We start from the raw sequence: 1,915 nt of genomic DNA, 5'->3' as shown, positions 1-1,915 counted from the left end.
ATGAGCACCGATAAGAAGCGCGTGCAGTTTCGGGCCCCCGATCGGCTCATCGACCGGGCCGACGCACTGGCCGCAGTCCTCGGGGAAGACCGAACAGACGTCCTCGTGACCGCGCTTCGGGAGTACCTCCAAGACGCCGCTCACGACGACGCACTCACCCAAGAGATCGCCGCCGCCTATTACGACGACGAGATCACCTTCGAGCAACTCAAAGCACTCGTCGGCGCCGAGGAGGCGGCAAACCTCCGAGTGTTGAAACAGCAGCTGGACGAGGACTTCATCGACGAGGTCGCCGACGCATAGATGTCGCGACTTATCGCAGACGCCTCCGCCCTCGTGAGTCTCGGAATCGTTACTGACGACGATCCCGATCCACTCGCACTCTGTCTCTCCCGGTACGAGGTCGTCGTCCCAACGGCGGTCATCGATGAACTCCAAGAGATCGCCTCCTACGATGACGTCCATGGACACGCCGCGTCTGCCGTACTCGACCAAGCAGAGTCATTCACGACACAGTCGGTGGACCTCGATGCCGAGTTCCCCCTCGATGACGGTGAGAACGCGGCGGTCACGCTCGCGAACGATCTCGATGCTGCGCTCTTCCTCTGTGACGAGTTCAACCAACTTGGCTTGATCCACGCCTCACTCGCTGATACCCGACTCGTCACGACACCAACGCTGCTCTCGGTTTTGGTTCGAACTGAACACCTATCAGCTGCCGATGCGCGGCTGCTCCTCGATGCGATTAGCGACGCCCGTAGCTGGGGCGTGAACAGTTACGTGCAGCGAGCTCGCTCATTGCTCAAGGAGCCCTGACACCGTAGAGGATACTTCGAAGTGAACAGAAATGTCCGATAACGACGCTCTCTACGACGTTCGTGAACGAACGAAGAATCCCGAGCACGCATCAGTTGATGACGTGGTCGAACTCATCCTCGAGCGCGCACAGCATCCCCGGACGGAGCACCGGGATGCACATCTCGACGAGATGATGGCGACTGTCGTCGACAGGTACGGGACCGATCCCATCCGCACCGTCGTTCACCGCGTCCTCGTCGACGGCACGCCTTTCCGGACCGCTACTCACGGCCTCGAAATGTCCAACGTCAACGGTGTTCGTATCGGGACGACCGCTGGCCAGTTCCTTACAGAATTGAACGCGCAGCACGACGATTGAACCCGACGTGAGCGAGTCTCGTCTCCCGAGCACCGATGTGCAAGCTCTGTGCAAACGCCGAAACGGTTATGCGTCTATGTGCAGAACTTGCACATAGAATGAGCGCAAGTGACGATCCCCGGCGGGTTCACTTCCAGTCGCCGGAGTACCTCGTCGACCGGCTGGATGCCATCGCCGATCTCTTCGACAAGGACCGGACAGATCTCCTCGTCGAGGCCATCCGCGAGTACATCGAAGACACGGCCGACAGCGAGACGTTCCAAGAGCTGGTCGCGACGAAGTACTACGACAACCAGCTCGAGTTCGAGACGGTCAAGCAACTGGTCGGCGCCGAGACCGCCCAGCGACTCCGTCTCCTCAAAGCGGATCTCGAGGACGAACCTCTCGATCTTGCTGCGCCCGACGACGTCGACGTCTACGATGGGGATGTGACGACGGTCGACACCGCGGTCGACGACGATCGATGAGCGGTCCACGGCTGCGAACAGTCGTCGCCGATACGAGTGCGCTCGTCAGTCTCGCGGTGCCCCGTGCGGATGCAGCGGTCGGGTCCGACGTTCCGGACCCGTTCCAGTACCTGCTCATCTCCTGTGACGTGGTCGTCCCTCTGGAAGTAGTCGAAGAACTCCGCGACATCACGCAGTATCAGGATATCCACGCCGCTGCGGCGAGTAACGTCCTCGCGGCCCGTGGCCACTATACGGTCGAAGATCCGTATGCGCGCGAGGATACCCCGGA

Annotated in this window: 4 protein-coding genes and 1 pseudogene; all 5 read left to right on the top strand. The window is 60.8% G+C overall.

Annotated elements, in window-relative coordinates:
- Positions 1–303, top strand: a 303-nt coding sequence (locus ACQUQ1_RS22085; RefSeq protein WP_092893815.1) for a hypothetical protein, incomplete at its 5' end; no start/stop codon positions are given.
- Positions 304–816 carry a hypothetical protein gene (locus ACQUQ1_RS22080; protein WP_435066338.1) on the top strand — a complete coding sequence of 171 codons (513 nt, stop codon included), beginning with the start codon at positions 304–306 and terminating at the stop codon, positions 814–816.
- A 31-nt stretch (positions 817–847) separates the two neighbouring features.
- Entirely contained in the window at positions 848–1,177 is a 330-nt protein-coding gene (locus tag ACQUQ1_RS22075) for a hypothetical protein (protein WP_435066337.1), read from the top strand.
- Positions 1,178–1,275: 98 nt separating this feature from the next.
- Positions 1,276–1,644, top strand: coding sequence for a hypothetical protein (locus ACQUQ1_RS22070; RefSeq protein WP_435066336.1), 369 nt, complete (start codon positions 1,276–1,278; stop codon positions 1,642–1,644).
- A pseudogene (locus tag ACQUQ1_RS22065) lies at positions 1,641–1,915 on the top strand (hypothetical protein); the annotation flags it as partial. The gene ACQUQ1_RS22070 and the pseudogene ACQUQ1_RS22065, both read left to right, overlap by 4 nt.

It is taken from the genome of Halobaculum sp. EA56 (assembly GCF_051195075.1).
Lineage (GTDB): Archaea > Halobacteriota > Halobacteria > Halobacteriales > Haloferacaceae > Halobaculum.
The sequence above is the reverse complement of the archived record's forward strand: the minus strand, read 5'-3'. Positions and strand labels throughout refer to the sequence as shown.